The sequence below is a fragment of the Labilibaculum euxinicum genome, assembly GCF_009795715.1.
Lineage (GTDB): Bacteria > Bacteroidota > Bacteroidia > Bacteroidales > Marinifilaceae > Labilibaculum > Labilibaculum euxinus.
The window spans coordinates 21178-44634 of record NZ_WTCR01000019.1 but is presented as its reverse complement, the minus strand read 5'-3'; the positions used below and the strand labels follow the sequence as shown (position 1 = coordinate 44634).

15 protein-coding genes and 1 tRNA gene are annotated in these 23457 nt (G+C 34.2%); 7 read left to right on the top strand and 9 right to left on the bottom strand.

Annotated features, from left to right (window positions below; genetic code table 11):
• Positions 1-9: 9 nt before the first annotated feature.
• The 3 genes from GQR60_RS18970 to GQR60_RS18960 all read right to left on the bottom strand — a co-directional run bounded on the left by GQR60_RS18970 (position 10) and on the right by GQR60_RS18960 (position 6138).
• Positions 10-1530 carry a PAS domain-containing hybrid sensor histidine kinase/response regulator gene (locus GQR60_RS18970; RefSeq protein ID WP_124994451.1) on the bottom strand — a complete coding sequence of 507 codons (1521 nt, stop codon included), beginning with the start codon at positions 1528-1530 and terminating at the stop codon, positions 10-12.
• 94 nt (positions 1531-1624) lie between these two features.
• The gene (locus tag GQR60_RS18965; RefSeq protein WP_124994450.1) at positions 1625-3670 is read right to left on the bottom strand and encodes a vWA domain-containing protein; all 2046 of its coding nucleotides are present in this window, start codon (positions 3668-3670) and stop codon (positions 1625-1627) included.
• Positions 3671-3726: 56 nt separating this feature from the next.
• On the bottom strand, positions 3727-6138 hold the full coding sequence (locus GQR60_RS18960) for a TonB-dependent receptor (protein ID WP_124994449.1): 2412 nt from the start codon (positions 6136-6138) through the stop codon (positions 3727-3729).
• Positions 6139-6322: 184 nt separating this feature from the next.
• On the opposite strand from GQR60_RS18960, the gene GQR60_RS18955 reads away from it, so the two are divergent.
• The 4 genes from GQR60_RS18955 (at position 6323) to GQR60_RS18940 (ending at position 9578) form a co-directional block, all read left to right on the top strand.
• Positions 6323-7555: a dipeptidase gene (locus tag GQR60_RS18955; RefSeq protein WP_124994448.1), complete on the top strand. Its 1233-nt coding sequence runs from the start codon at positions 6323-6325 to the stop codon at positions 7553-7555.
• A gap of 75 nt (positions 7556-7630) precedes the next feature.
• Positions 7631-8059 carry an arsenate reductase/protein-tyrosine-phosphatase family protein gene (locus GQR60_RS18950; RefSeq protein ID WP_124994447.1) on the top strand — a complete coding sequence of 143 codons (429 nt, stop codon included), beginning with the start codon at positions 7631-7633 and terminating at the stop codon, positions 8057-8059.
• Between the two features lie 467 nt (positions 8060-8526).
• On the top strand, positions 8527-8967 hold the full coding sequence (locus GQR60_RS18945; protein WP_124994446.1) for a hypothetical protein: 441 nt from the start codon (positions 8527-8529) through the stop codon (positions 8965-8967).
• A 200-nt stretch (positions 8968-9167) separates the two neighbouring features.
• Positions 9168-9578 (top strand): secondary thiamine-phosphate synthase enzyme YjbQ, encoded by a 411-nt coding sequence (locus tag GQR60_RS18940; RefSeq protein ID WP_124994445.1) that lies wholly within the window; start codon positions 9168-9170, stop codon positions 9576-9578.
• A 33-nt stretch (positions 9579-9611) separates the two neighbouring features.
• On the opposite strand, the gene GQR60_RS18935 is transcribed toward GQR60_RS18940, so the two are convergent.
• From GQR60_RS18935 to GQR60_RS18915, 5 genes are all read right to left on the bottom strand, one after another.
• Complete coding sequence (locus GQR60_RS18935; protein ID WP_124994444.1) at positions 9612-11384, bottom strand: aminopeptidase P family protein; 1773 nt, start codon at positions 11382-11384, stop codon at positions 9612-9614.
• A 152-nt stretch (positions 11385-11536) separates the two neighbouring features.
• Positions 11537-12598, bottom strand: coding sequence for a hypothetical protein (locus GQR60_RS18930; protein ID WP_124994443.1), 1062 nt, complete (start codon positions 12596-12598; stop codon positions 11537-11539).
• 46 nt (positions 12599-12644) lie between these two features.
• Entirely contained in the window at positions 12645-13190 is a 546-nt protein-coding gene (locus GQR60_RS18925) for a hypothetical protein (RefSeq protein ID WP_124994442.1), read from the bottom strand.
• A 114-nt stretch (positions 13191-13304) separates the two neighbouring features.
• Positions 13305-13874, bottom strand: a complete 570-nt coding sequence (locus tag GQR60_RS18920) for an RNA polymerase sigma factor (RefSeq protein WP_124994441.1) — start codon at positions 13872-13874, stop codon at positions 13305-13307.
• Positions 13875-14030: 156 nt separating this feature from the next.
• Positions 14031-14103, bottom strand: a tRNA-Lys gene (locus GQR60_RS18915).
• A 176-nt stretch (positions 14104-14279) separates the two neighbouring features.
• Between GQR60_RS18915 and GQR60_RS18910 the strand changes: the two genes are divergently transcribed.
• Positions 14280-15647: a peroxiredoxin family protein gene (locus tag GQR60_RS18910; RefSeq protein WP_160463525.1), complete on the top strand. Its 1368-nt coding sequence runs from the start codon at positions 14280-14282 to the stop codon at positions 15645-15647.
• 79 nt (positions 15648-15726) lie between these two features.
• Here the strand turns inward: GQR60_RS18910 and GQR60_RS18905 are convergent, their stop codons facing one another.
• Entirely contained in the window at positions 15727-20154 is a 4428-nt protein-coding gene (locus GQR60_RS18905) for a hybrid sensor histidine kinase/response regulator transcription factor (RefSeq protein ID WP_124994439.1), read from the bottom strand.
• Between the two features lie 294 nt (positions 20155-20448).
• Here GQR60_RS18905 and GQR60_RS18900 point away from each other — a divergent pair, with 294 nt between their 5' ends.
• Together GQR60_RS18900 and GQR60_RS18895 are read left to right on the top strand one after the other, a co-directional pair.
• The gene (locus tag GQR60_RS18900) at positions 20449-22047 is read left to right on the top strand and encodes a glycoside hydrolase family 28 protein (RefSeq protein WP_124994438.1); all 1599 of its coding nucleotides are present in this window, start codon (positions 20449-20451) and stop codon (positions 22045-22047) included.
• Positions 22048-22054: 7 nt separating this feature from the next.
• Positions 22055-23242 (top strand): glycoside hydrolase family 88/105 protein, encoded by a 1188-nt coding sequence (locus tag GQR60_RS18895; RefSeq protein ID WP_124994437.1) that lies wholly within the window; start codon positions 22055-22057, stop codon positions 23240-23242.
• The last annotated feature ends 215 nt before the right edge of the window (positions 23243-23457 follow it).

Here is a 23457-nt window from a genome sequence, read left to right as displayed (position 1 = left end):
CTGTTTGATTTATGGGAGGAATTTTGCCATTGATTCCAGTAAATCTCCTTTTTTAATCGGTTTTGATAAGTGGTCGGAACAGCCTGCTTGAATTGATTTTTCTTTGTCCCCAATAAGTGCGTACGCTGTTTGTGCAATAACAATTAGGTTAGGTCTTTTTTCTTTGATGATTGCAGTGGCCTCTAATCCATTGATTTGTGGCAGGTTAATATCCATTAATACAATGTTTATCTCAGGATTTTGCAGGCACGAATTAATTACTTCCTGTCCGTTTTTTGCCCATAGAATATTAATGTTTGTTCTTTGAAGATAAGCTTCAAGGATTTTAAAATTGGTGGTTTGATCTTCGGCAATAATAACGGTGTAGTTTTCCCAGTTGTAAGACTCTGGAGAGTGATCTTCTTCGTGCTGGTTGTCAGAAGTTAAGATGTTTGGAATTGTAAAGTTAATTGTTGTTCCTAAATTGTTTTCAGAAACAAACCAAATCTTTCCACCTAGTAATTCCAGTTCCAATCGTGAAATATACATGCCTAAACCAGTGCCGCCATAATATTTTTGTCCTGATTCATCAACTTGTCTGAATCGTTTAAATACTCGATTTTCATATTTGGAAGGAATACCAACTCCGGTATCGGTAACCGAAAAGTGAATTGTGTCTTTTATTATTTTGTAGGAACATGTAATGCTTCCTGTTTCTGTAAACTTTATTGCGTTGTGTATTAGGTTTTTAAATATGCTTCTGATTTTAATCTGATCTGACTTTATCACATCGTTTGTGGAATCAAGATCAAAATTAAAAATTAGGTCAATATGTTCTTTGTTGTTTTCTTTCAGCAGGTTTAGGCTGTTCTCTTTTATGTCCAAAAGCATTTGATTGAGATGAAAATTTCTCTTAATTGGTCTTGATACGCGACTTTCAAGCATCGATACTTTTAATAGGTCTTCAATAATGCGCAACAGTTGTAAGCCTGATGTTTTTATTGCAGTTGCAAATTTACTAACGTTGTCCTTTTCATTGCTTGTTTCCAATAGTTCTGAAAAACCAATAATTGAGTTTAAAGGAGTTCTTAGTTCATGGCTCATATTTTCCAAAAAAGAATTTTTTAGATTTTCGGCATCAAGAGCTTTGCTCCAGGCTTTTGCAATTTCAAACTCTTTTATTTTAGTTTCGGTAATATCTTGGAAAAGAACTTCTTCTATTAGGCCTTCCAGATTGTCATTATATACTTCTCCGGTTATTTTACCAAGTCTTAGTTCTCCATTTTTAAAAAATCGAAATTCAATCTCTATTGTTTGCTTTGCCATTTGTTGCAGTGAGACTAAAAAGAACTCAAGATCTTCAGGATGGATGTGTTTAATTAAATTTTGTCTGTTAGGTGTAAAGTTTGGGGTATCGTAGCCTAAAATAGAATAGGTGATGTTTGACCACCACATTTCATTTGAGTTATAAGTGTAGATCCAATAGCCAATACCAGCAATCCTATGAATTTTTTCTAGTTGCCTAATTTGTGTAGAAGTATCAAGTTTCATGCTGATTAAATTAATTTAGTAATTATGTCAATGTGTGTGTTGATATTGTGTTTTATACTTGTTTGTTACGATGTATTTTACTGTAAGGTTATGATTATTGTGATAAGTTTATTCGATGCAACAAACTTTCTGAAACAATAAGTAAAATACAAAACAGAACAAAATGTTTCCAATATTGCTTTCCATTACTTTGTTCGTTATAAATGTCAGATAGTTTCATTTTTTCGGGAGAATTAAGCGAAATGGGTAATAATTGTGACTTTATTTGTGATTTTAGTTCATCTGGTGTGAAATATTCAGGATCTGATTCTGTTCTTGAGTAATTAAAAGAGCAGGAATAGATTATTGAATCATTTCTGGATATCAAATAGTTTTCGGCTTTAGTAATTTGTTCTCGAGTGTAGAGAAGCGTTCCCTTATCAAAGTTATTTTCTTGATCGGGGATGATATCTGTCTGATTCTTTTTGTTGATGATATGAAACGATTCGTTGGATAAGTTATGCTCAAATGAATTGATTCTTATAGGTGTTTTGTTGCCCAAAGTGTAGTATAAAGAATGATTGTTACTACTGTAACGGGTTAAATTAATAATTGTAGGTACGAAAATTGGATGTGTAATTAAATTGGTCCATTCTGGGTTTAACTGCATGGTAAGCTGATAGAAATAACCGTTTCCATATTTTATTTTTAGTAATAGATTGTCGCCGGCCTGAGTTCTCCATATATTTTCTACTAAATTATTTTTTGACTGACCTAATTTGTAATGCTTGTAAATATCCGGTAGTCTGGCATCAGTCTTAATTTCCTTGAATACATTTTGGTAAAGTTCAGAGTTTAGTTCAATAATTGACAGCTTTTGTTTGTTTGAATCAATTTCTATTAATTGAGGAGCCGAAATTTCATCAAGCAATGCATTTACTGACTGATCAGGCTCACTGCTTGGAATAAACAGAACATGCCCTCCGTTAGACAGGTAATTTTTTATGGTTTGACTGAAACCACTTTCCATTTCTTGAATTTCATTCAAAATAAGCAGTTGATAATTATCTAAATTTTCATTGAAAATACTGGATTTGTCATGGTTTTTAAATTCAAATGTTTCTGCGCCTGAAAATAATTTGTTCAGATATTTGTTGGGACTATTCTGATTTATAGATACGATTTGAATCTTATCATTAATTGAATATGAGAAATAGAATTTGTTGTCGTAGGTGATAGGAAAGTCATTGATTTCAACCATTCCCTGATAAATTCCTGATTTGTGATTTACGTATTTCAGGCTGATAATTTTCTTTGAATTTCTATCAATATCAAAGCTGGAAACGGATTTTGTACTGTCGTTGATACTTAGTTTAACAGGTATTTTCTGATAGTTTTGATTCGAAGTATTTACAACTCTGATAAAGAGTTCCTGACTTTGTTTTATTTGATGATATGGCTTGTCAAACCAACAGGAATCAATTAGTAAATTGTTTGATCGCTGTACCGAAAGAGGTAGGAAGGTGATTGAATTTGTACTGTCAGTTTTAATATTTTCAATATCGCTTTGCGCTTTTTGAAAATCGGAGAACACGTAGAGATGGTAATTATTACCGGCATTATTAATTTGTATCTTTTTAATTTGTTCTGAAAGTAAAACGGGGATTGGCGAAGGGTTTATGTCCATAACCCTGGCTATCGCCTGTTGTTTGTTTAAATTTGAGGTGAAGGGAAAAAAATTATTATTGTAAATTCTAATTTTAGAATAGTTGGGGTAGCTGTTAATTAATTCAATGGCTTTATTTTTTGCTGCTTCTAAAGCATTGCCACTTTCTGTTTCGGCATTCATACTAAATGAATTGTCGATATAAATCGTAAAGTATTCGTTTTGCTGCAATCCCTTATTTTGATTGTTTTCGTTGGGAATATAAGGTTGTGAAAAGGCAATAATAATGCAGGCCAAGGCAAGAAGTCTAAGCAGGAGAAGCAACCATTTTTTCACTTTCGACCGGCGCTTATTTTCAATATTCAGGTTTTTAAGAAACTTTAAATTGCTGAAATATATTTTCTTAAATCTCTTGAAATTAAAAAGATGTATAATAATAGGAAGTAGAAGGGCTAATAGAGCCCAAAGAACCTCGGGATGTAAAAAATGAAACATATTTAAGCTTTGTTTTTATCGTTACACTAAATTACTGATTGATGATAAGCTATTGGCTAGAATTTAGCGGTAAGCTTCAAGTTAATTTTTCTTGATGTAAGGTAATTAGGAATCGCATATTGATTTCCCGATACATCGTTAATCCATAAATAGGATATTGTATTATTTATATCCAAAACATTGAAAACTTCCAGACTTATCCACATCGATTTAAAATGTCTTAATAAACCAGTTTTGTATTTGGTATTCTCATCGAGCAATATTTTAGAAAAACCTAAATCAATCCTTCTGTAATTAGGCATTCTAAAGCTCTCACCATTCTTTCCTTTTTTAGGAGTCCAAACTGGTAGTTTTCCTCCGTAGAATAGACTTAAATGCATTTTATAGGATGGGTTGTTTGGTAAATAATCTTGAAAAAACATCGAGAAATTTACCCGTTCGTCTGTTGGTCTGGGTAAATAACCAAGTTCATCGCCTATGATATCTTCTTCCGTTTTCATTATTGATAAACTCGCCCATGATTCAGTTCCCGGAACAAATTCACCATTAATTCTTAAATCCAAACCAGTGGCATAGCCTTTCGATTTTTTGTCACCATAGTATCGAATCCGAACATTTTCAATGTCATAAGGAGTTAATGATTTCAGATCTTTATAGTACAATTCGCTTGAGAATTTGAACGGGCGGTTCCATGCTTTAAAGTAATATTCCTGACCTAAAACATAATGAATTGATTTTTGCAGATTCACATTGGTGCTAATCTGACCATTGTTAATCAGCATTTCGCGGTACGATGGCGTTTGCTGGTAGTAACCGGTGGCAAAACGAAATTTAACTTTCTTTTGCCAGTTGGGAATGTAGTTGACAGATGCCCGAGGAGAGCAGAAGCTTTCAGTATTGTAATCCCAAAAATGATATCTCAGCCCTCCGGTTATCTGAAACTCGCCTTTGCTGTTTTGAAATACATAAGTGCCCTGAGCGAAGGATGTAATGTGATTGCTGCTAATTTTATTAACTGCATTTTTCATGTATGCCAGTGATACTTCAGAATCTGAAACGGGAATTGAATAACCTGCTGAATCCTGATATTGCCATTCGTTAATCTGATCATCAACTTCTTCATGTTTTCCACCAATTCCCCATTGAATAAATAAATTGTTTCTGTTGTGATCACCTTTTATATCAATTGTGCTCACTTTTTTACTCAGTTTATTTCTTGCGTGATCGATAAAAGTTCCTACACCCAGATTCTCTAAGCTTTCCGATGAACTTCCTCCTTGCGATACAAATAAATCACTGAGGTAATATTGTCCCATGATATCGAAAGTTTCTTTTTCTGTTGTTTCGTATCTGCTGGCTATAACACGGTACAAGGACTTACTGTTCGGATGGAATTTTAATGTGAGTGCTTGAATATTAGTTTCGTATTTGTCCTTTTCCTTGCCATCGAAATAGATTTTAAGTTGCAGTGCCTCACTGATTGTTCCAAAAGATGTATTTCTGGTTTCCGGCTTAAAATTGTAATTGTTTCGGCTTAAACTTCCCCACAAATGCATGCTGAACGATGAGGAAAAACGATAATTTACCAGTGCCTGAACGTCTGTGTAATTTGGTTTGTATTCCCCTTTTGTGTCCAAAGAATTTAGCAGATATGCATTTGTTTTGTATCGGATACCAGCTAAATAGGTTAGCTTGTTGTTTTTACTGCTGTTGGCAAAGTGAAAAGAACTCCCCAGCAAACTAGCTTCAGCAGAAGCTTCAAATTTATTTGGTGTTTTGTATTTTACATCCAAAACAGAAGAAAGCTTATCTCCGTATTTTGCATCATATCCTCCGGAAGAAAACTGAATGGATGAGACTAAATCGGGATTAATAACACTCAATCCTTCCTGCTGACCTGATCGAACCAAATTAGGACGGTAAATTTCTACATCGTTAATGTATACAAGATTTTCATCGAAATTACCTCCTCTAACTGAATACTGAGAGCTTAATTCATTATTTGAACTTACACCCGGCAGGGTTTTAATTATTTGTTCTACAGCACCATTTCCTGTTACAGGAAGTTGTTCCAGTTGCTTGGTGCTGATACTAATGTTTTTATCTGTTATGGTTTTTTTTGAATCAACAGTAACTTCTTTTAATTGTTCCTGTTTTACTATTAATATAGGATTGAACAATTTTATTTCCTCATTCAGTAACTGGAAATTCATTTCAATATTTTGATAACTAATGTGCGATATTTTTAAGGTAAATGTACTATTTGAGGGGACCTTAATGGAGTAATTTCCATTTGTATCGCTGATTGTATATTGTGAAATTGGTTCAATTTGAATATGAGCGCCAGCAATCTTGTTCTGTTTGTTGTCAGTAATTTTTCCTTTAATAATAGCATTCTGTTGCGCTTCTAATTGTAGTGGAAGCAATAAGCAAAGTAAAAGAATTAATCGATATGTTGATTGAACCATAATGGTATACAGCCTGTTAAGTTCTGATGTCAGATAAAATATTGAGAATTACTAAAACACCAAGATACAAAGCAATTCTAAATAAAGGAATAGTTTCCATAAAATATAAAAAAATCAATATTCTACTTTTTTATAGATTATGAGTTTATCTTTACAGATTATCTAACCCAAAATTGAATAAAATATGAAAAATATTTGTTGGACAGGTCTGTTTATTACCCTAATAACAGTTTTGTCATCCTGCGAAAGTCTGGATCAAAAAGCCGCCAAGATTCACAATCATGCATTTACTGTTGATACTCATGTGGATACGCCATATCAGTTGTTGGAAAAAGATTTTGATATTGCGGTTGCTCATCCTTATGTAAATGGAGGAAGTTGTGTTGATTTTCCGAGAATGAAAGAGGGAGGTTTGGATGGAATCTTTTTTGCTGCGTTTACTTCGCAAAGAGAAAGAACTCCGGAAAATATACTTGCAGCTCGTGCCAAAGCAGATGAATTGATAGATTCCGTTTATTCTGTTTGTCAGAGAAATCAGGATATAGCTGAGGTGGCATTGAGTGTTGAAGATGGTTATCGATTAGAGAAGGAAGGAAAAAGAGCTATCTATATTGGAATGGAGAATGGTTTTCCTTTGGGAAATGAAATTTCTGAAGTAGAAAGGTATTTCGAAAAAGGAGTTCGCTACATTACTTTGTGCCACACATCCAATAATGATATTTGCGATTCATCTACCGACAAAAATGGAGTTGAATTTAACGGATTGAGTGCTTTTGGAGAGCAAGTGGTTCCCAAAATGAATGATTTGGGGATAATAATTGATGTATCGCATATTTCGGACAGTTCATTTTTTGATGTTTTAAAACTTTCTAAAACTCCGGTTATCGCATCACATTCCTGCGCAAGAGCAGTATGCGATAATCCAAGAAACTTATCGGATAAGATGCTTAAGGCTTTGGCTAAAAATGGTGGTGTAATACAAATGTGCATTTTGGATGATTACGTTAAGGCTCCGGATACTACTACTATCGGCTATAAAAAGGAGATGGAACTGCGGGTACGGCACAAAAATTCAGGAAAAATATCGATAGAGGAAGAAAATAAAATTTGGAACGAATGGCGTCAGATTCAAATTGATTATCCCAAGGATAAACCAACTGTGGCTGATGCAGTTGATCATATCGATCATATCGTGAATTTAATTGGAATTGATTATGTAGGAATAGGTACCGATTTTGATGGTGGAGGAGGCCTAAAAGATTGTTCCGATGTGAGTCAAATGATGAATATTACGAAAGAACTGTTGAAGAGAAACTATTCCGAAGAAGAAATTGCTAAAATTTGGGGTGGAAATTTTATGCGTGTTTTTAAAGAAGTAGAGGAATATGCCGGAAATAAGAAAATGACATTGAATTAGACCTCCTGCTGTTTTGCAGCTTATTCTATTTGTGCACAAATTTTTAAATTTGTCATGAAAATATTAAAAAATTGAATGGTGAAGAAAGTATTGGTATTAAGCGATAAAAATGTGGCCCGCTCGCAAATGGCTGAAAAGTGGCTTAACTATTATGGTAAAAGACATATAGAGGTATGGAGTGCAGGACTTGAAAAAGGATCTATTCAGGTATTGGCTCAAAAAGCAATGGCCGAAGCAATAATGGATATCCCTGAATATAAGTCGAAAGCACTTGATGAGCTTAATCAGAATACTTTTGATTTTGTGTTGTGTTTCGATAAAGAAGTTGAAAATAAAGTTCCTGTACTCAATGGAAATCCTAAAATTTTGTTGTTTGAACTGCCTGATCCGGCGAATGTGGAAGGAGAGGAGAATGTCAGATTACAAGCCTATAATGCAGTTTGCAATGCTGTAGATGATATCTGTTTTAGTTTTGTTCAGGATAATTTTCAAATTGTAGAATAGAATAGGACATTTTATTGATAAGTGATAAGAGCGTAGTTTTTTTGAATAGAGAAAGCTTAACGCAGATTTAAATATACAACGGGATTCAGAAATGAATCCCGTTTTTGTTTTCAGGCCTCCCTGTTTTGGCAGGTTTGGTTTCGTCTCAACTTTATTTTTCATTTGTTGATTGTAATTTTTTAGGAGATTATTAATGAGTAGTATGCTTGTAAGTTATTGATTTAGTATTGTATGAATAGTGGGGGTGGTCAATCTTTAATCTTGACAAGAGGCTGTAAATTTCGTAAATTTAGATTAGATCAAATAAGAAGAACATACGCTTGATAATTCTAAACGTGATATGATAATTCATCTTTATAATATGGTAAGAACCTTGTTCTATCAATTCAGATCACACTTCTCTTATTCCTGCCCTTTACGAACTGTTTCAAACTAGTTTAAATTCTATTTATTAAAAGAAAACGAAAATGAAAAAAAACATTGGAGTTTGGTTAGATACCGAAAAAGCCTACATTATTACCATTGAGGATAATGGAGCCAGAGTTGATAAAATTGAATCAGAAATTGAATCACGATTGCGTTTCAAGGGAGAAACAAAAGCTTATTCCCGTATGGGCAATCAGTTTATCAATCCTGCAACCAAAATAACACATAAAAGACGTCATCAATTGAAACATTATTTTGAAAACATTACCGATCATTTATCCGACGCAGAAGAAATTTATTTGTTTGGTCCAGCCGAAACGAAGGTGCATCTTGCTAAACACATAAGCAAAGAGCCGATTCTTAAAGACCGCATTCGTAAAATTGAGTCGGAAGATCATATATCTGAAAAACAAATGATTGCCTGCGTTAAAAAAGTGTTCGATCAGAAGCCTATTAAGGTGAATGTTCGTATTCGTCATTAGTTGTTTAGTACAAGAATTATTAGGCAGTTCCTATAATTGGATCGTTTAGAGCTCCGGTTATAGGAATCTGCTTTTTTTGAGGATTGTGCTGAATACACTATCTTGTGTTAAATTACAGTTGCCAATTTAATATCGACAGTATTTTTATAAAAAAGAATAGTTTAAAGGTTTTGATATTAATTTGGTATAATACCAGATCTATGATTCAACAATTAGAAATTACTTTACCGGCTTATGGCAGGGGGTATCACCTTATCGATTCTGAGATTGCCGGGCACTTAAGCAATTTGCCGAAAATAGGAATCCTTCATTTATTTCTGAAACATACTTCAGCGGCCTTAAGTATAAATGAAAATGCCGATCCTTCGGTCCGCGATGATTTTGAATCAATCATGAACAAAATTGTGCCCGAAAACCAGTCTTTCTATACTCATACTTTGGAAGGCTCAGAGGATATGCCTGCACATGTGAAAACCTCGCTAATTGGTCCGGAACTTACAATTCCAATTACGAATCATCAGTTAAACATGGGAACCTGGCAAGGGATTTATCTTTGCGAGTTTAGAAATAGAGGTGGCAGAAGAAAGTTGGTTGTTACTATATATTCGTAAAAAAAACGCCTCATAATTGAGGCGTTCCTTATTTTATATCGCTTTGGTTTTTTCTTTTAACCAGTTCTGATGACTTTCATCCAGTTCGGGAGACAATACATCGTAAACTTTCTGATGATAATTATTCAACCATTGTCTTTCTTCCGGAGTGAGAAGTTCGCAAATAATTCCTTTAGTTTCGAAATGGCATAAAGTGATCGTTTCAAAGTTTAGAAATTCACCAAATTGAGTTGTTTCTTCCTGACAGCATAGAATAAGATTTTCATGTCTGATGCCGTAGAATTCTTCGCGATAAAATCCTGGTTCATCAGAAGTTATCATTCCAGGTAATAAGGCCTGATCTTTAATTTCCTGTCGGATACTTTGCGGACCTTCGTGAACATTCATAAAACATCCAACACCATGCCCGGTTCCGTGGCCGTAATTTTTACCTTTGTTCCATAATGCCTGACGAGCTAAAATATCCAAATTGCAACCGAGTGTTCCTTTCGGGAATTTAGCCATTGCCAATTGAATCATTCCTTTCAAAACCAAAGTGAAATCAGTTTTTTCCTCTTCGTTTAGTTCGCCCATCGGAATGGTTCTGGTTATGTCTGTAGTACCATCCAGATATTGTGCGCCCGAATCAATAAGAAGCAGCCCTTCAGCTTTAATTTCCACATCCGATTCGGGTGTGGTAGAGTAGTGAGGATGAGCACCATGATCTTTGTACCCAACAATACTTCCAAAGCTTTCTCCTTTAAAATTTTTCTGAAGAGATCTGAATTCTTTCAGTTTACCCATTAACGTAAATTCGGTAATCTTAGTTTTGCCAATATTTTCTTCGAGCCAATAGTAGAATTGAGTAAGAGCCACGCCATCCTTCTTCATGGCATTTTTCATTCCGTCTATTTCTATGTCATTTTTTATACTTTTCAGCAGTTGAGAAGGGTTTTCTCTTTCAACGATATTAGCACTTATTGAGTAAAATGCATTTAAATTGGTTCGGTTTACATCAAGCAGAACACTTGCAGATCCCGGGATTTTATCTAAATCGTTAAATATCTGACCGTAATCTGCAATGTAAATCTCATCTTCGGCTAATTTTTGAATCAAATCATTGGAAATTTGATCTTCGCCCAAATAAAGAGTCGCCGATTCGATTCCTATTATGGCATAGGCCAAGACAAGGGGATTGTAATCTATATCATTTCCTCTGATATTGAAAATCCAGGCTACGTCATCCAAGCTGCCCACAAAATGAAAATTGCATTCGCATTCTTTCATTTTTTTGCGGATTTGCAGCAATTTACTATATCTGGTTTGACCGGAATAGGAAACTTCATGATCGAAAATTGGTTGGTTTGGCAATTTGGGACGACTTTCCCAGATTTCATTAACCAGATCGAATTCTTCAATGATATTAATGCCCAAATCACCTAATTTGTTTTTTAATTCTCTGGTTTGTGCTACAGAAAAACAAGTTCCGTCAAATCCAACATTTGGATTAATAGGTAGTTCGCCGGATAACCATTCGTTTTGAGTAGGAGTTCCCGCCGTTCCCATTTTAAAAAGCTCAATTCCACTTCCTGCTAATTGGGTCTCCGCTTGTAGAAAATATCTGGAATCTGTCCACAGACCAGCTTTTTCCTGGGTGATGATAAGTGTTCCTGCCGAGCCGGTAAATCCAGATAACCATTGACGAGTTGTCCATCTGTCAGGAACGTATTCACTCATATGAGGATCGGTACTGGTAATAATATAGGCATGAATATTTTTTTCATGCAATAAAGAACGCAAAGCGTTTACTCTCTCAGCAACAGTCATTTTTGGGTTTCTAGTTGTTTACAGGCTAAAATTACAATATTATGAATTATATCGGGCGAAAACCAGATATATTTTTTACTGTTTTAGGTTCTTTTAATAAAAAAATCCCCCTTTGCCTGGCAAAGAGGGATGGTGTATGACTTGTTGGTTAGCTATTTAAGACTCACATTGCCGTACTGGCTGTTAATGATAACTTTTCCTTTTGGTGATGCAGACTGTCCTACAACAACTTTTAGTGAAGTTTCTGAGTTGTTAACAATTTTTTGAATTACCTGAGCATCTTCAGGATAGCTTATGCCACAATATTTTGTTTCTGCGTCCAGTGTGTAGTTTGCTCCTTCTTCAATCGCAATTTTGCTGGCAACATATTGATTGTCAACTTTAATTGATTCAAATTCTTTAGAAACATTTTCAATTTTACAATTTCCGTAACGAAGATTCAATTCCAAATTCCGATTTACATTTTCAATTTTGAAATCGGAATATTGTCCCATTGTAACTAAAAAAGTATTGGTGTTTACAATATCGAAAGCATCGTATTTACTATCAGCAAGAACGGTTTCATTGTTATCAAGATGTAATTTTGAGTAACGGCTAACCACAACTAAAGCCTTACTTGTACCAATATTCATTTTCGAATACTTAAGAGTTAATTTGGTTCTGTTGCACTCACTTATTGTTGCTTTAGCATAACTCAGATTAATAGTACTAACAGGTTTATCTTCCGGATAAAGAAAATTTTCGCCTTGAAGGTTTCCGTAGCTTAAATTAATATTTGCTTTCGCACGCAAAGTATTGATGTAAATGTTACCAAACTTATTCGAAATATCCAGCTTGACATATGCAGGCATAAATATTTCGTAATCGATACTGAATTTGTTACCTGTTTTGAATTGATGCGACATTTCGGTTACGGCGGTTATTTCATTCCCCGTTTTATTGAGTTTTATGTCGATACTCTTAAAGAGTAATTTGGCTTTTTCTTCACTCGAGGTTTCTAACGTGATGACAACATTAATGGATACGGAATCACGATCCCAATTTTTAATGTTAACATCGCCGTATTTGTTATTGATACTGAATTCTGTGCCTTCTGCAGCAGAGAACACTTCTTTAATCTGTTTCTCGAAGTCATCTAATGCAAAGGCATTTGTTGTAAAAGCAAGAAGTACAACAAATAAGAGAGCAGAAAATTTGAATTTTAATGTCTTCATAGTCTTTTTATTTAGGGTGTATTTTTTTTGTATGATATTATCTTAATTATACTGCTGTATTCAGGTTGTTTCTGTTTTGTTTTTTAATCAGATATAATTGTTCGATTATACGATTTAAAATACTCGTTTTCACCTGATAATATTCAATCATTGCCTGAATAATTCTATCGTCATCGGGATGCAATTTAAGTTCTTTTTTTAGCTGCGAATATCGTTCATCCATATCTTTTAATTCTTCACTCAGTATACTTTGGTGTTGTTTCTTATCAAAATTACCAAGTTGTTTCAACATGCCTAGCTGATTGTTGATGTTTGCAGTGTAAAATGCTTCAACTTCCTTGTATTCAGGAGATATTGCTCCCAATCCTAAATGATCGCCCTGCATATTTCGAATCTGATATCCAACCAGTCCCGAAAAGATTACAAAAGTAATTATTACAGCCACTTTTAAAAAGTTTGGGATGCTTTCGAATACATTTCTTTTCTTTTGATGGTTTAGTTTTTCAAGAAAATTTTCGAAATGACCATCCTGTGGTTCATAATCATCGAATTGATCTTTATGATCTCGTAAAATTTTTTCTAAGTCTTTCATACTTACAAATTTTCATTGATTGTAGTATGTAACCTTCTTTTCATTTTTATCTTCTTCAATTAATTAAGCTCAAAAATTGAGAGCTATTAATGTTCATAAAAAGAAGAGAAGGATTCATAGCATTTTTTGGTTTTCTTTTTCCGAAATTATCTGAATCAGTTTTTTCTTTGCCCTTAGGAATTGTGATCGAGAAGTGGAAGAGGTAATGTTAAGAATACTTCCTATTTCTTCATGATCATAGCCTTCAATTAAATACAGATTCAGGATAATTCGATAGCCTGTTGGTAGCAGGTCTATTCCTTTTTTTAATATAGCAATTTGTTCTTCTGAATATTCTAAGTTATGGTTATCTTCTTCTTCTTCTGATAATTTATACAGCTCATTGTCGATAGGAAATAATTCCAGTTTTTTCTTTTTTAAACTATCCAAAGAACGGTTTACAACAATTCTTTTTAACCATGCACCAAAACTAACCTTTCCTTTGTATTTTTTAATGTTTCGGAATGCAGCAAGAAATGATTCCTGCATGATATCTTCAGCTTCCGCAACATCCTTTACTATCCGTAAAGATGAGTTATACATTGCTTTGTAGTATAACTTGTAGATTTTGAATTGGGCTTTGGGGTCATTTTTTCCGCAAAGCTCAATCAGGTCCTGGTGAATGTTCTTGTACAATGAGCTCATTAATCGATTTCTATTCTAATGACGAATGCGGGAATCATGCGTTGCATGTATATTGAAATTATTCCATTAAATATAAGCAAAATGTTTAAAGAAAGCAGGCTTTTGTTTATCGCTGTAAAATGGAAAAACCATCAAACTTATTTGATGGTTTATTTGTGATCCCTCTGGGGCTCGAACCCAGGACCCCATCATTAAAAGTGATGTGCTCTGCCAGCTGAGCTAAGGAATCTTTTTATTTAGGATATTAAATTTACAATAAAATTTTAGAACGGGAAAAATTCATTTTAATTCAATGGTTAATCTAATTTGTTAATTAAATGGATGGGTTTGGCTATCCATAACAGGAATATGTACCTTTATGACTTACTTTGGTACTTATATTATTTAAACAGGAGCATGAGATTCATGAATAATAAAATTCTTGCATTTGTATTTTTGTTGATTTCACAGACTGTATTTGGACAAATACAACTTAAATTAACTGTGGAGATGCCCGATTGTAAGCAGGAACAGTTTCTGCTTGTGAGAGGCGATGAAGGTGGTTCATTTGTTGTGGGACAGGCAAAAGTAGGCGATAATGGAATCCTTTCTTTTTCGTGGGAAGGTAATTACGGTTTTTACAGACTTGCCGGTGAATTAGGAAATATTGATTTTCTGATTTCGGATCCTGACTTTCATTTTTCACTGGATGGCAAGCCAGTTCTTGGAGAGCTTCGTTTTCCGGATAAGGATGAAAATAATCAGTTCCAGTATTACCTTTCAGAATTTAATGTATTGAATCAAAAAATTGGAACTTTGAGGGAAACCTTGGTGAATTTAAATGAGAAAGATTCTTCCTATAAAGAATTGCACGCTCAATTTAAGTTGGTGCAAAAAGAGAAGAAGATATTGTTGAAAGAATTATGGAGATCTCATATTGATTCATGGCCGGCGCGCATGGCTCTGGCCAAACAGGAGTTGGAACCGGATTTAAAATTAAAAGGAAAGAATTACGATGACTATTATCAAAAGCATTTTTTTGATTATTTCGCCTTTTCAGATTCGGTATTACAAGCTACGCCTGTCTATTATGAAAAAATTGGGAAATACTTAAAAGCCAATTATATTGAAGATCTGATAAAAGAGGAAAATTATACGAAGATAAATGATGTGATAAGTAATCTGTTTTGGCTAACAGAACTGGATCCAAGCTCACAAAAATATCTGGCGAACTATTTAATGAACCGATACCCGGAACAAAAGCTTCCTGAAATATATCATTTAATTGTTGATGCGTATAAGGTTTTGAATACCTGCGAATATGTAATGGGAAATAAAATCATACAAAACCGAATGCGAAATTCGCATGCAAATAACACAGTTTGGCTGGTTCCCGATGTAGAATTAAATCATTGCCTTGATGGCAAAATACAATCATTATCTGATGTTAACAGTGATTTAACGTTGCTGATAATTTGGTCGGGGAGTTGTATTCACAGCAGAGAAATGTTGGAACGCATTAAGGATTTGTATCCTGAATATCATGAGATGGGGTTAGAGGTTGTTGCCGTATCCTTAGATAGTAATCTTGGCTTTTGGAATGAAATGGTTTCGCAAAACGATTACCCTTGGATAAATGCCTGCGATACCGATGGATTAAACGGGACAACTGCAAATTTGTTTAATATTTACGTTACACCCAGCATGTTTCTAATCGATCCATCCTTAAAAACAGTAGCTGTACCTCAAACCTTCTTTCAATTGGAAAAAGAATTGGGCGAGTTTTTTAAGTAAGTTTATAATCAATCTTAGTTCTGTTTTGAATTATGAATTATTTGGTTTTGCCGATTTACAATTCAAATATTATTAGGAATTATTCTGTCCCTTCTGATTTGGATTTGTTAATTTTCTTTAGTTTACTTGGCGGATAACCATATTGAGAGCTAAATTGTTTCGAGAAATATTTTACATCAGTATAACCTATTTTATGGGCAACTTCGGAAACCGAAAAGCCTTTTTCTAAAAACTGCATGGCAATTTTTAGTTTAATTTCCCTAATAAATTCCAGAGGACTTAGTCCTGTTAAACCTTTAATTTTATTGTAAAATACAGTTCGGCTTACACAACAAAAGCCAGAGAGACTGTCAACACTTAATTCTGTTGCGTAATTTGTCTCTATGTATGTAACTAACTGTTTCAAAAAGTCTTCGTCTTTTGAGTTAACCTTTAATGTTTTTGGATCAATGGTTTTATTATCCCGGTATTTTGAAATAACCAATTTTCTTTGAGTAATCAATGTTTTTAGAACAGCCTTTAAGTAAGCCATTTGAAGCGGTTTTGTGATGTAAGCTTCTGCTCCCGTTTCAAAACCAGTAATTTTATCTTGTACATCTACTTTTGCGGTCATCATAACAATTGGTATGTGACAAGTAGTAAAATTTTCTTTTAACAGACGTGTCATCTCAATGCCATCCATTTCCGGCATCATTATATCTGTAATAATAACATCAGGATTATGAATTTGTGCCAATCGAAGCCCTTCTTTTCCGTTATTTGCAACAATACATGAATACAGTGAAGACAGAGAATCTTTGGTATATGCCAAAATCTCCTCATTGTCTTCAACAATAAGTATCACCTGATCATTTGTATTATCAGCACTGATTTCTGTAACATTATTATCATCTTCTATTTCTACATGATGATAAATTGGTTGCTGGGATTCATCGCTTATCGCTTGTGTGTTAGGCGACTGCATTAATTTTTCTTTATTCAAAGGCATTGAAAAACAAAAAACACTGCCTTCTCCTACTGTAGATGACAGTTCAATACTTCCATGATGCAGAATAGCCAATTCGTGAGCTAATGACAATCCTATTCCTGTACCCGCGAAATCGTGGTTGCTGAGTATAGTGTATCGATTAAATATTTCGGAGATGTTCTTTTCCGGAATTCCAGGGCCTTCATCAGTAACAAAAACTTCGGCTTTATTTTCGGATGAATTAATTTTCACACTAACAATTACTTTTTTCCCTTTTGGTGTAAATTTGATAGCATTTGAAATTAGATTGTAAATTATTGAATCTAATTTTGACCGGTCTCCCCAAATGTTAATTGGTGTACTTGAATTTTGAAATGAATAAAAAATTTGTTTGTGATTTGCTAAGGGGATGAAACTTTCAAAAATGTCTTTTGTGAATTCGTTCAGGTCTACTTCCTGTATTTTTAATTGCATTTTATTGTTCTGAACTTTTCTGAAGTCTAGTAATTGATTGACAAGCTGCAACATGCGTTTTGCATTTTTACGAATAATCCGCAGCTTTTTAGTTGGAGCTGCATCCAGATTGTCTTGCTGCAACAGGTCTTCAATAGGTCCAAGAATTAGTGTGAGAGGAGTTCGTATTTCGTGTGAAATATTTGTGAAGAACCTTAGTTTTAGTTCATTAATAGTTTTTTCAATGGTTAAATCATTGCGAAACTTATTCATTCGCTTAATTATATATCTACTGAAAATGATTAAACCAATAGAGAATAACAAATAAGCAAAAAATGCGAGTTTGGTTTGCCACCAAGCCGGAGAAATGGTTATTCTTAATACACGTTCATTTTCATTCCAAAAACCGGTTCTGGTTGTGCTTTTCACCTTAAACTTATATTCCCCGGGAGCGAGGTTTGTATAAGTTGCTTTGGTTTGATTGCCAACATAATTCCAATCAGTATCAAAATTCTCCAGTAAATAGGCGTATTGATTTTTTTTCGGATCGGATAGGTTAAGAGCCGAATATTCAATACTGAAACTTGATTGACTGCTGAGTAAAGTTATATCGTTCGTATATGAGATATTCTTTTTTAATGGAGATTTTGGTGCGCCAACAATTACATCTTTATTAAATAGTTGAAAATTAGTAAGTTCGATAAAGTTGGTCTGTTTAGATGGTTTTATTAACTCGGGCTGAACAACTTCGATTCCGTTTGAACCGCCAAATAGAATTCTTCCATCGGCTAACGTATAACAAGTATTTTCTGCGAAATTATTGAAAGCCAGTCCGTTCGATTCATTATAGATTTGAATGCTTTTATTTGATTCGTCGTAGCGGCTTAATCCGTTTTCAGAACTAAACCACAAATGGTTTGAATTGTCTTCTTTGATTCCAAATATCACATCATTTGAGAGTCCTGACTCGGATGTTACGGATGAAAATTGAATTGTATCAACAATGGGTAAGCTTAGTTTATTAACACCTCCGCCAAAAGTGCCAAACCATACTTGTTTTTTAGAATCTTCAAAAACCTCAACTACATCATTGTAATTAATACTGTTTGGCTTCTCGGCTGAATAATAAAAGTTTTGAAAGATGATATTGTTTTGTTTCAGGTCATTGGCTTTTACCAGATTCAAACCAAACGAGGTGGCGACCCAAAGGTTGGAATCAGAATCATTGTAGATACATCTTACCAAATCGCTTGATAATTGACTGTTGTTTGTTGAATAGGATTGGAAGACTAAAGGCCTGGAATGATCGGTATTGGTTTTGCAGATTCCATTTCCAAATGTACCAATCCATATATTTCCCCTTTGATCCTGAGAAATCGAATAAATATTATTACCTGCTAGTGAGGTAGAATCCTTTGGATTATTTAGATATGAATTGAACTTGATTTTAGTATACTCTGCCGGATTATTTGGAATTGGAGTTTGGCTTATTAATAAACCTTTTCCTTTAGTTCCCAGCCATAAATAATTCTGATGGTCGATAAAAATGCTATATATATTATCCTTATAAGGATCATTTTTTGTTGGGTGAAAGGACTGAATTGTGCTCAGTTTTTTTAAATTAGGTGAGTAGATATGCAAATCACCTGCTTTGGTACCAAACCAAATATAACCGTTTTTATCCTGACAAATGGAACGGACTACATTATCAGTAATTTGATTAAATTCAGGAATTGGTAGAATTTGTGTAAAAGCAGGATCCCGTTTAATTATTTTTTCAAGACCACCTTTGTATTGACCGGTTCCAAGCCACATTTGCCCGGATAAATCTTCCGTTATGCAGTGTACAATACTCGACGAGATGGAATTGGGATTTGAAGGATTGTTTTGATAGTGAATAAACTGGTCTTTTTCACTATTATAATATGTTAAAGCTCCTCCGTGCAGCCCAATCCATAAATTTGAATCCAGATCTTCATAAAATACATGTCGCTCCAGATCTGTTATAACTCTCTGGTTTTTAGTTGTTAGTTCGTAATATTTTGACTTTAGTGTGCTGAGTTCAATTTTGGTAATTCCAAATTCTGTTGCTGTTATCCAGGCATTGTCTTTTTTATCAAAATAAACATTCAAAATTTTATCGCCATGAATTTTTAGTTTGGTCCATTTATTAGAGTCAGGGTTAAAGGCTAATACGCCTTTATTTACGAAAGTCGCTAAGATTATTCCATCCTTTGACTGATATAGATTGGAAATTTGATTTGACTTAAAGCCGGCGGTGTTGGACATGTCCAGAAATCTGAACGATGATTCATTTTTGTTGTACTTGATTATGCCGTGATTATCGGTGCCAAGCCAAATCTCATCATTTAGTTCGATAGCCGAATTAAAGGAATAATTGATAAAAAGATGTTGAAAATTAAATATTCCGGCATTAAGATCCTTTTTTGTAAGAAGATTAACTCCCTTTTTTGTACCCACCCAAACTGAAGAATCCTTACCCGAAACAATAAAGCGAACTTCTTTGTTTGTAATGCTGTATCTTCCTTTATCGCTGTGTTTTGATTGAGTGTAATTATTTAATTTGGAATTGTATTTTAAATAAAGGACACCTTCGTTTGTGGTACCTACCCAAATCTCTTCAGGAGAGTACTGTAAAAAACAAGTTGCCATAGATTTTTTGGTACTTTTAATTTCAACGTATTCAGGTATGGTTTTAAATAATTCTAATTCAGGATTCAGGTAATGATAGTACCCATCATAGGTTTTCATCCATATAAAACCTTGGTCATCTTCCCATAGATCTATAACCCTATTGTTCGTAAAAACATTACTATCTCCTTTCTTGCTCTTGTAAATTTTAAATCGATAACCATCATAACGATTTAAACCATTCATTGTTCCAATCCATAAAAATCCTTTTCTGTCGCATAGTAAACTGGATATAGTATTTTGAGAAAGTCCATTTTCTGAATTAAAATGTTCAAACCTATAAATGTCTTGAGATAAAGCACAAAGACTTTGCAAAAGAGAGAGGATTATTATTATCAGTATTCTTAGTTGATGCATATGTTTTTTCTTATTCATGCAAATATAATAATTTAATGAGTTTTTTTACATTTTTTAAGATTTAAGCAACGATTTCAATTTCTTAATAGATTGATAATGAATGCATAGATGATTTGTCTCCGTTGCGGGCTGATGATTTGACCCCGTATTTTAGATAAATTGTAATCTATAAGTTTAAATAAAAGAACATATTTTGCAAACGTTGTAAATGCGGAATGATTAGTTGCTCTGATAGAGAAGAAAAAGCAGAAGTTAACTACTGCAGGTTATTTATAAATTGTATTTGAATTAGTAAGTATTAAATTAATAAGTATGAAATTATTTTGTGTTTTTCTTCTTTTCGTTTCTCAATTAACTTTTGGGCAGAATAGTGTTGTGGATTTGAAAGATGCAGGTGCGGATAGTAAGGGGTTAGTAAACTGTTCACCTATTATTGATAAAATTGTTGCAGAATTGAGTGAACAGGGAGGTGGAGAGATTTATATTCCATCAGGAGTTTATTTAAGCGGGCCAATAGAATTAAAAAGTAATATAACCCTTAATATCGGATCGGGAGCTGTTCTTAAATTTTCAGATGATTTTGATGAATACCTTCCAATGATTGATTCAAGATGGGAAGGAGTTCGGGTGAGGAATTTTAAATCCTGCATTTATTCTCATAATGCAAATAATGTTACAATTAAGGGGCGTGGCCTGATAGATGGCAATGGTGAGAAATGGTGGGATTTATGGTCGCGCGTAAGAAGTGGAGAGAAAACAAATACCAAATGGGAAGCAATATTTAAAAAGGAAAATGCAGAGATGCTTAAAACGAATGAATATCTGCAAGGAATGGGGAGTTTTTTGCGACCACCTTTATTTATGCCATATAATTGTACCAATGTAAGGGTTGAAGGGGTAACATTTACAAATCCACCCTTTTGGACTTTGATGCCTGTTTTTTCAGAAAATGTTACTATTGATGGAATTACAATATTGAATCCGGGAGACTCACCTAATACAGATGGAATTGATCCCTCATCATGCCGAAATGTAAGAATCAGTAACAGCCACATTAGTGTTGGTGATGACTGTATTGTAATTAAATCAGGCCGTGATGCTGATGGCCGTGATGCGAACAGACCAACAGAAAATATTACAATTTCAAATTGTACTATGCTTAACGGGCATGGAGGTGTTGTAATAGGCAGCGAAATGTCTGGTAGTGTGCGTAGGGTTGCCATTTCAAATTGTGTGTTTGAGGGGACCGACAGAGGTATCCGTATTAAAACCATGAGAGGAAGAGGTGGTGTTGTTGAAGATGTTCGGGTTTCAAATGTTATTATGCACAACATGTTAAGAGAAGGTGTGATGATTAATATGCATTATCATGAAACACCGGAGGAACCGGTTTCAGAACGGACTCCGGCTATTCGGAATGTGTATCTGTCAAATATTAGAATGACTAATGCTAATAAAGGCATTGCTATTTATGGATTGAAAGAACGTTCGGCTGAGCAAATAAGCTTTAACGATATTCAGATAGATGCGAAAACAGGTGTCACAGGTGATTACGCTTCTAATATTGATATGAAAAATATTCGCCTTTCTGTGAGTAATGGAAATGCAATTGAATTTAATCATTCGGAAAAAATACAGATCAGCGATCTAACCGTTTATAATTTGTCCGCCGATGCATCGGTGATAAAGTTGGATAGTTGTTCTGATATATTGGTTAATAATTGTTTTCAGCCAACAGAATTGCCTGTTTTTATTGAAGGCAATCAGTCGGTAACAAATCTATTTGTAATAAATAATATTCTTTCAGGTGTAGATTTATTGGTTGAAGGTGATGTGCCGTTTTTGACAGAAAAAGGGAACATCATTAAGAAGGATATGGAAAAGAATGCGCAAACTGCTGTGAAAAAATAAAACACTTATGAAAAACATTTCATTTATAATCATCTTATTGGTTTTTACCAGTTGTAAGTCTAAGTCATCTGCAACGGGAAATAATCAAACGAAAGAGGTACAAAAATGGTCAGTAAAAATGGCCGATGAGGTGATGAGAGAATCGGATAGCCTTATTCATTATTTAAATCCTAAAGCTATAAAATGGCAATACGATATTGCTTTTTTAGGACAGGCGATCGATCATTTAGGAGACATTGATTCAAAATATTCCCGTTATATGGAAGATTATGTGAATTATTTTGTGCAGGAAGATGGCAGTGTAAAAGGCTATAAGATAGAGGAGTATAATATTGATCGAATAAATCCAGCTAAGAATATTATTACTCTTTACAAAAGAACCGGCGAAGAAAAGTACCGCAAAGCACTTTACTCATTCGTAGAGCAAATGCAAAATCATCCAAAAACTAAAAGTGGAGGTTTCTGGCATAAGAAAGTATATCCGAATCAAATGTGGTTGGATGGTATATATATGGCTTCTCCATTTTTAGCTCAATATGCAAAGGAATTCAATACTCCGGAACTATTTGATGAGGTATGCTTACAGATTGAATTAATCTATGAAAAAACTTTAGATGAAAAGACGGGCTTGTTATATCACGCTTATGACGAAAGTCGTGAACAGCGATGGAGTAATAAAGTAACGGGTTGTGCACCTAATTTTTGGAGCAGATCTATGGGGTGGTATGTTATGGCTATTGTTGATGTTTTAGATTATTTGCCAGAGAATCACAAGGATCGGAATGAACTTATTACGCTTCTTCAAAATAGTTGTGAAGCTTTGCTGAAGGTACGCGATAAAGATAGTGGGTTATGGTATCAGGTTCTTGATCAGGGTAACCGGGAGGGGAATTATCTGGAAGGTTCTGGTTCTGCAATGTTTTGCTACGCGTTTGCCAAAGGGGCATCCAAGGGATATCTAGATAAAGGATATCAGGATATAGCCAATTCTGTATTTGATTCTATTATTAAAAACCTTATTAGTACGGATGAAAATGGAGGAATAACGATGAAGGATATTTGTGGCGGTTGCGGTTTGGGTGGCAATCCATACAGAGATGGTTCTTTTGAATATTATATTAGTGAGAAGAGGGTTGTAAATGATCCTAAAGGAATTGCACCTTTTATTTTGGCTGCAATTGAACTGAATAAATAACTGTGATTTTCACTTGTCTATGTCAATATTTAGACTGGGAAACAAGAGTATGTGTATTGTGGAAAAAAACGAACCTTAAGTTGTTCGTTAGACCGTTGGCGCAAACGTTAGAAGTTGACATAAAGAGCGTGGCAGTCAACCTGCAAAAAATGTTCTGATGTTTAAAATTTAATTTGAGCGGGAATTGATGGCTCGAAATGTTGTGAATATGAAAT

Coding starts and splice junctions, on each gene's coding strand:
- GQR60_RS18920 (WP_124994441.1), bottom strand. CDS start 13,874: ATGAGCTCATTGTACAAGAACATTCACCAGGACCTGATTGAGCTTTGC.
- GQR60_RS18905 (WP_124994439.1), bottom strand. CDS start 20,154: ATGAATAAGAAAAAACATATGCATCAACTAAGAATACTGATAATAATA.
- GQR60_RS18950 (WP_124994447.1), top strand. CDS start 7,631: ATGGTGAAGAAAGTATTGGTATTAAGCGATAAAAATGTGGCCCGCTCG.
- GQR60_RS18895 (WP_124994437.1), top strand. CDS start 22,055: ATGAAAAACATTTCATTTATAATCATCTTATTGGTTTTTACCAGTTGT.
- GQR60_RS18900 (WP_124994438.1), top strand. CDS start 20,449: ATGAAATTATTTTGTGTTTTTCTTCTTTTCGTTTCTCAATTAACTTTT.
- GQR60_RS18970 (WP_124994451.1), bottom strand. CDS start 1,530: ATGAAACTTGATACTTCTACACAAATTAGGCAACTAGAAAAAATTCAT.
- GQR60_RS18955 (WP_124994448.1), top strand. CDS start 6,323: ATGAAAAATATTTGTTGGACAGGTCTGTTTATTACCCTAATAACAGTT.
- GQR60_RS18960 (WP_124994449.1), bottom strand. CDS start 6,138: ATGGTTCAATCAACATATCGATTAATTCTTTTACTTTGCTTATTGCTT.
- GQR60_RS18930 (WP_124994443.1), bottom strand. CDS start 12,598: ATGAAGACATTAAAATTCAAATTTTCTGCTCTCTTATTTGTTGTACTT.
- GQR60_RS18965 (WP_124994450.1), bottom strand. CDS start 3,670: ATGTTTCATTTTTTACATCCCGAGGTTCTTTGGGCTCTATTAGCCCTT.
- GQR60_RS18940 (WP_124994445.1), top strand. CDS start 9,168: ATGATTCAACAATTAGAAATTACTTTACCGGCTTATGGCAGGGGGTAT.
- GQR60_RS18910 (WP_160463525.1), top strand. CDS start 14,280: ATGAATAATAAAATTCTTGCATTTGTATTTTTGTTGATTTCACAGACT.
- GQR60_RS18935 (WP_124994444.1), bottom strand. CDS start 11,384: ATGACTGTTGCTGAGAGAGTAAACGCTTTGCGTTCTTTATTGCATGAA.
- GQR60_RS18945 (WP_124994446.1), top strand. CDS start 8,527: ATGAAAAAAAACATTGGAGTTTGGTTAGATACCGAAAAAGCCTACATT.
- GQR60_RS18925 (WP_124994442.1), bottom strand. CDS start 13,190: ATGAAAGACTTAGAAAAAATTTTACGAGATCATAAAGATCAATTCGAT.